Source organism: Microbacterium sp. H6 (assembly GCF_003314775.1).
In the GTDB taxonomy this organism is placed as follows: domain Bacteria; phylum Actinomycetota; class Actinomycetes; order Actinomycetales; family Microbacteriaceae; genus Microbacterium; species Microbacterium oxydans.
The window spans coordinates 56,069-60,978 of sequence record NZ_QOAY01000060.1; the positions used below are offsets into that span (position 1 = coordinate 56,069).

General features: G+C 68.3%; 4 protein-coding genes and 1 pseudogene. 4 read left to right on the forward strand and 1 reads right to left on the reverse strand.

The window, feature by feature from the left end; translation table 11 throughout:
- Positions 1-556 (reverse strand): annotated as a pseudogene (locus tag DSP71_RS23080) (hypothetical protein); the annotation flags it as partial.
- Between the two features lie 163 nt (positions 557-719).
- Here DSP71_RS23080 and DSP71_RS04050 point away from each other — a divergent pair.
- The 4 genes from DSP71_RS04050 to DSP71_RS04065 are packed head-to-tail and all read left to right on the forward strand — an operon-like array spanning position 720 to position 4,703.
- Positions 720-1,739: a tripartite tricarboxylate transporter substrate binding protein gene (locus tag DSP71_RS04050; RefSeq protein ID WP_113680411.1), complete on the forward strand. Its 1,020-nt coding sequence runs from the start codon at positions 720-722 to the stop codon at positions 1,737-1,739.
- A 1-nt stretch (position 1,740) separates the two neighbouring features.
- Complete coding sequence (locus DSP71_RS04055; protein WP_218867297.1) at positions 1,741-2,310, forward strand: tripartite tricarboxylate transporter TctB family protein; 570 nt, start codon at positions 1,741-1,743, stop codon at positions 2,308-2,310.
- A complete protein-coding gene (locus DSP71_RS04060; RefSeq protein WP_113680412.1) occupies positions 2,310-3,857 on the forward strand; it encodes a tripartite tricarboxylate transporter permease in 1,548 nt (515 codons plus the stop codon). Before DSP71_RS04055 ends, DSP71_RS04060 begins: the two co-directional genes overlap by 1 nt.
- A 48-nt stretch (positions 3,858-3,905) precedes the next feature.
- Positions 3,906-4,703, forward strand: coding sequence for a sulfite exporter TauE/SafE family protein (locus DSP71_RS04065; RefSeq protein ID WP_046747829.1), 798 nt, complete (start codon positions 3,906-3,908; stop codon positions 4,701-4,703).
- Positions 4,704-4,910: the final 207 nt, after the last annotated feature.

A 4,910-nucleotide genomic window follows, 5' to 3' on the forward strand; every position in this document is an offset into this window, starting at 1 on the left:
CGAACACTCCGAGCACCGCGGCGGCCAGCATGGCGGAGATCAACCACACCAGGTTGGACGAGAACTCCTCGCTGAGCTCCGACTCGAGGATGCCGACGGACGCGGTGCCGATCACGTCGCCCTCGTCGTCGCGGATGGGCACCTTGACCCGCCAGGAGGTGCCCAGCGTGCCGGTCTGCGTGCCGACGTAGATCTCGCCCGAGAGCGGGATCGACGGGTCGGTGGAGACCTTCTCGCCGATGCGGTCGGGGTTCGGGTGGGAATAGCGGATGCCCTCTTCGTTGGCGACGACGACGTAGGCGAGATCGGATGCCTCGCGGATGACCTCGGCGATCGGCTGGATCACGGCGGACGGCTCGACGTCGTCGAAGGCCGCGTGCACCGTGGGGAGGGCGGCGACCGATTGCGCGACGGCCTGCATCCGATCCTTGTAGGCCTCGCGGAGCGCCTGTTCCTGGAACGCTCCAGCCACGATGCCGGTCGCCAGGGTCACCAGGAACACGATCAGCGCTTGCAGCACGAGCAACTGCACGCGGAGCGTCATCTTCGAGGCCACGTGCTCATTCTGGCCTCTCCACGAGTGGGGCGCGAGCGGGGTCGGGAGCCGCTCGCGACCAATAGTTCCGAAACTCCGACCAATGGTTTCCGAAGCTGGAGCACCGGTACTCCGACCTCCATGGTGGATCCACAGCATCACGAACGCTCAAGGAGGAGCGCACATGAAGAACGCACGCATCGGAACGTGGACCGCCCTGGCCGCGGTGGCCGCACTCACACTCACCTCGTGCGCCGGAGGCAGCGCAGCGACCGACGACGCGGGAGGGGAAGCCGAGGTCGCCGCGATCACCGACGTGTCGATCGTCGTGCCGGCGGACCCCGGTGGTGGATGGGATCAGACCGGACGTGCCCTCTCGCAGGTGCTCACCCAGGACGACCTCGTGACCTCCGCTCCCGTGACCAACGTCGGCGGTGCAGGCGGCACCGTCGGCCTCGCGCAGCTCGCGAACGAGAAGGACCCGAACACGCTGATGGTGATGGGGCTGGTCATGGTCGGCGCGGTCGAGACCAACGCCTCGGCGGTGCGGATCGAGGACACCACCCCGATCGCCCGGCTCACCGACGAGCCGCTCGTCGTGGTGGTGCCGGCCGACTCGAAGTACGACACCCTGGAAGACCTCGTGGACGACATCGTCGACAACGGCCAGTCCGTCACGATCACGGGCGGCTCCGCGGGCGGCGCCGACCACATCCTCGCCGGACTCATGCTCGAGGAGGCCGGGCTCGATGGCGCCGAGATCGCGGAGAAGCTCAACTACACTCCGAACTCCGGCGGCGGGGAGGCCGTTCCGCTCCTCATCGGCGGCAAGGTCGCTGCGGGCATCTCGGGGGTGGGCGAGTTCGCCCAGCACGTCGAGAGCGGCGCGCTCAAGGCCCTGGCGGTGTCCAGCGACGAGCCGGTGTCGCAGCTTCCCGATGTACCGACCATCACAGAAGAGGGCTACGACGTGGTGCTCACCAACTGGCGCGGGGTGATCGCTCCCGGCGGCATCTCCGACGGCGAGAAGGACGAGCTCGTGCGGGTGATCACCGAACTGCACGAGTCCGAAGCCTGGACGGAGCAGCTCGAGACCAAGGGCTGGACCGACGCGTTCCTGGTGGGCGAGGAGTTCGACGAGTTCCTCACGGGGAACATCGAAGAGGTCACCGCGACGCTGAAGAACATCGGTCTGGTGCAGTGACATGACGGTCCCCGCATCGTCGGGGACAGGGGAGCAGGGGGTGCGGGTCGACCACGGCGGTCGGCCCGCACGCCGCTCTCCCTCCGTCCCCGTCGGCGAACTCGTGTTCGCCGGAATCATGGTCGCGCTCGGTGTCTTCGCCGTCGTCGGCATCTTCCTGATCCATGTCCCCGTCGGCATGAAGGCCGGCCCCACGGTCTTCCCGATCTTCGTCTCCGTGATCCTGCTCGCCTCCGCGGTCGCTGTGCTCGTCGGCGTGCTGCGCGGGGAGCGCGGCGGTGCCGAGGAGGCGGAAGACATCGATGAGAGTCTGCCCACCGACTGGGTCACCCTCGCCAAGCTGGCCGGCCTCGTCGTCGCGCACCTGCTCCTGATCGAACCCCTCGGCTGGGCACCCGCTGCAGCCCTGCTGTTCGGCGGGGTGGCGTGGTCGCTCGCCGCCAAGCGGTGGTGGATGGCGTTCCTCGTCGGCATCGTCGTGGCGCTCGTGATCCAGGTCGTCTTCGGCGGTCTGCTCGGTCTGTCGCTGCCGTGGGGACCGGCCCTCGGCTGGCTCGGAAGGATGTTCTGATGGACAGCTGGACTCTGCTCCTGGAGGGCTTCGCGACCGCGCTGCAGCCCGAATACCTCGCGTTCGCCTTCCTCGGAGTCTTCGTGGGCACCGCGGTCGGCGTGCTCCCCGGTATCGGCCCCGCCATGACGGTGGCGCTGCTGCTGCCCCTCACCTACACGCTCGACCCCGCCGCCGCGTTGATCACCTTCGCGGGCATCTACTACGGCGGCATGTACGGCGGCTCGACCACGAGCATCCTCCTGAACACCCCGGGGGAGTCGGCCTCGATCGTCACGGCCATCGAGGGCAACAAGATGGCCAGGATGGGACGCGGTGCCGCCGCCCTCGCCACCGCCGCCATCGGATCGTTCATCGCCGGCACGCTGGCGACCCTCGGGCTGACCCTCCTCGCTCCGCTGCTCGCGCAGTTCGCGGTGAACCTCGGACCCGCCGACTACGTCGCCCTCATCGTGATCGCGTTCATCACGGTCGGTGCGCTGATCGGCAGCTCGATCTCGCGCGGCATGCTCTCGCTCGGCGTCGGCCTGTTCCTCGGGCTCGTCGGCACCGACTGGCTCTCCGGTCAGCAGCGCTACACGCTGGGCCTGCCCGCGCTCTCCGACGGCGTCGACATCGTGTTGGTCGCGGTCGGGCTGTTCGCGGTCGGTGAGACGTTCTACATCGCGGCCCGACTGCGACACGGCGGCATCGACGTGATCCCGGTCACCCGTGGGTGGCGGTCCTGGATGACGAAGTCCGATTGGCGCAGGTCCTGGAGGCCCTGGCTGCGGGGCACCGCGATCGGGTTCCCGATCGGGACGATCCCCGCCGGTGGCGCGGACGTGGCCACGTTCCTGTCCTACGCGACGGAGCGGAAGCTGTCGAAGCACAAGGACGAGTTCGGGCGCGGCGCGATCGAGGGGGTCGCCGGGCCCGAGTCGGCCAACAACGCCGCCGCGGCCGGTGTGCTGGTGCCTCTGCTCACCCTGGGCCTGCCGACCACGGCGACCGCGGCGATCATCCTCACCGCGTTCCAGTCCTACGGCATCCAGCCGGGGCCGCTGCTGTTCGAGAGCCAGTCGAATCTGGTGTGGGCGCTCATCGCGAGCCTCTACATCGGCAATGTCATCCTGATCGTGCTCAACCTTCCGCTCGTGGGCATGTGGGTGAAGCTGCTGCAGATCCCGCGGCCGTACCTGTACGCGGGCATCCTGCTGTTCGCGGTGTTCGGTGCGTATGCGCTGCACAGCTCACCGTCGGACATCGTGATCCTGCTGATCGTCGGCATCCTCGGTTACTTCATGCGCAGATACGGATACCCCGTCGCGCCGCTCGTGGTCGGGATGATCCTCGGACCGATGGCGGAGGAGCAGCTGCGCAAGGCACTGCAGCTGAGCCAGGGCGACCTGAGCACGCTGGTCATGCAGCCGTTCGCCGCCATCGCCTACGGGGTGCTCGCACTGCTGATCGTCGGGGGCCTGTGGCTGCGACGCCGTCAGCGCCGGTACGAGCAGGCTCTCACCGAGTCGATCGCCGTGCCGATCAAGGCCGACTCCGAGGTCTGATCCGGGAGCGGATTCGAGCGGACAGGAGGCCGCGAGTAGGCTGATCCGGTGAATGATGCCCAGGCTCCCGCACGAGGGCCTCGTGCCTACACGGCGTTCATCGGGATCGGCCTTCTCGCAGGCCTCCTCTCCGGTCTCTTCGGCGTGGGAGGCGGCACGGTCATCGTCCCGCTGCTGGTGCTCCTGCTGCACTTCGATCAGCGCCTTGCAGCCGGCACCTCGCTCGCTGCGATCGTGCCGACCGCCGGCGTGGGAGTGATCTCGTACGCGACGACCGGATCGGTGGCCTGGATCCCTGCGATCATCCTCGCCGCAGGTGCCGTGGTGGGGGCGCAGATCGGCACACGACTGCTGCCGCGCATCTCGCAGACCGCCCTGCGCTGGGGCTTCGTCGGCTTCCTCGTCGTCGTGATCGTCAGCCTCTTCCTCGTGATCCCGTCGCGCGATGCCGTGTTCGAACTCTCCTGGCTGAGCGGCCTCGCCCTCGTCGGAGTCGGCGTCGGCACCGGTATCCTCGCCGGGCTGATCGGCGTCGGCGGCGGAGTGATCGTCGTCCCCGTGCTGATGCTGGCCTTCGGCACGAGCGACCTGGTCGCCAAGGGCACCTCGCTGCTCATGATGATCCCGACGGCGATCTCGGGCACCGTGGGGAACTTCCGCAACCGCAACGTCGATCTGCTCGCGGCGCTGCTCATCGGCGTCTCCGCCTGCACGACGACAGCTCTCGGCGCGTGGCTGGCCACCATCGTCGACCCCACCCTGGGCAACATGCTGTTCGCGGCATATCTGGTCGTGATCGCGGTGCAGATGGCCATCAAGGCGATCAAGGGTCGTAAGCGCGCCTGAGCCCCGCGTGGATGAAAGGATCTTCATCCACGGCTCATCTGCGCATCATCATCGACGGGCATCATTGGGGACATGACCACCCCACGACGCCTTCTCGCCACCGGCGCGCTGATCGCGATCCCGGTCGCCTTCGCGGTCGGAAGCGTCGTGCTGGCGCAGATGCCGCCGTCACCGCAGATCCCCTCCGAGCCCGTCACGGTGCAGCTG

Coding starts and splice junctions, on each gene's coding strand:
- DSP71_RS04050 (WP_113680411.1), top strand. CDS start 720: ATGAAGAACGCACGCATCGGAACGTGGACCGCCCTGGCCGCGGTGGCC.
- DSP71_RS04055 (WP_218867297.1), top strand. CDS start 1,741: ATGACGGTCCCCGCATCGTCGGGGACAGGGGAGCAGGGGGTGCGGGTC.
- DSP71_RS04060 (WP_113680412.1), top strand. CDS start 2,310: ATGGACAGCTGGACTCTGCTCCTGGAGGGCTTCGCGACCGCGCTGCAG.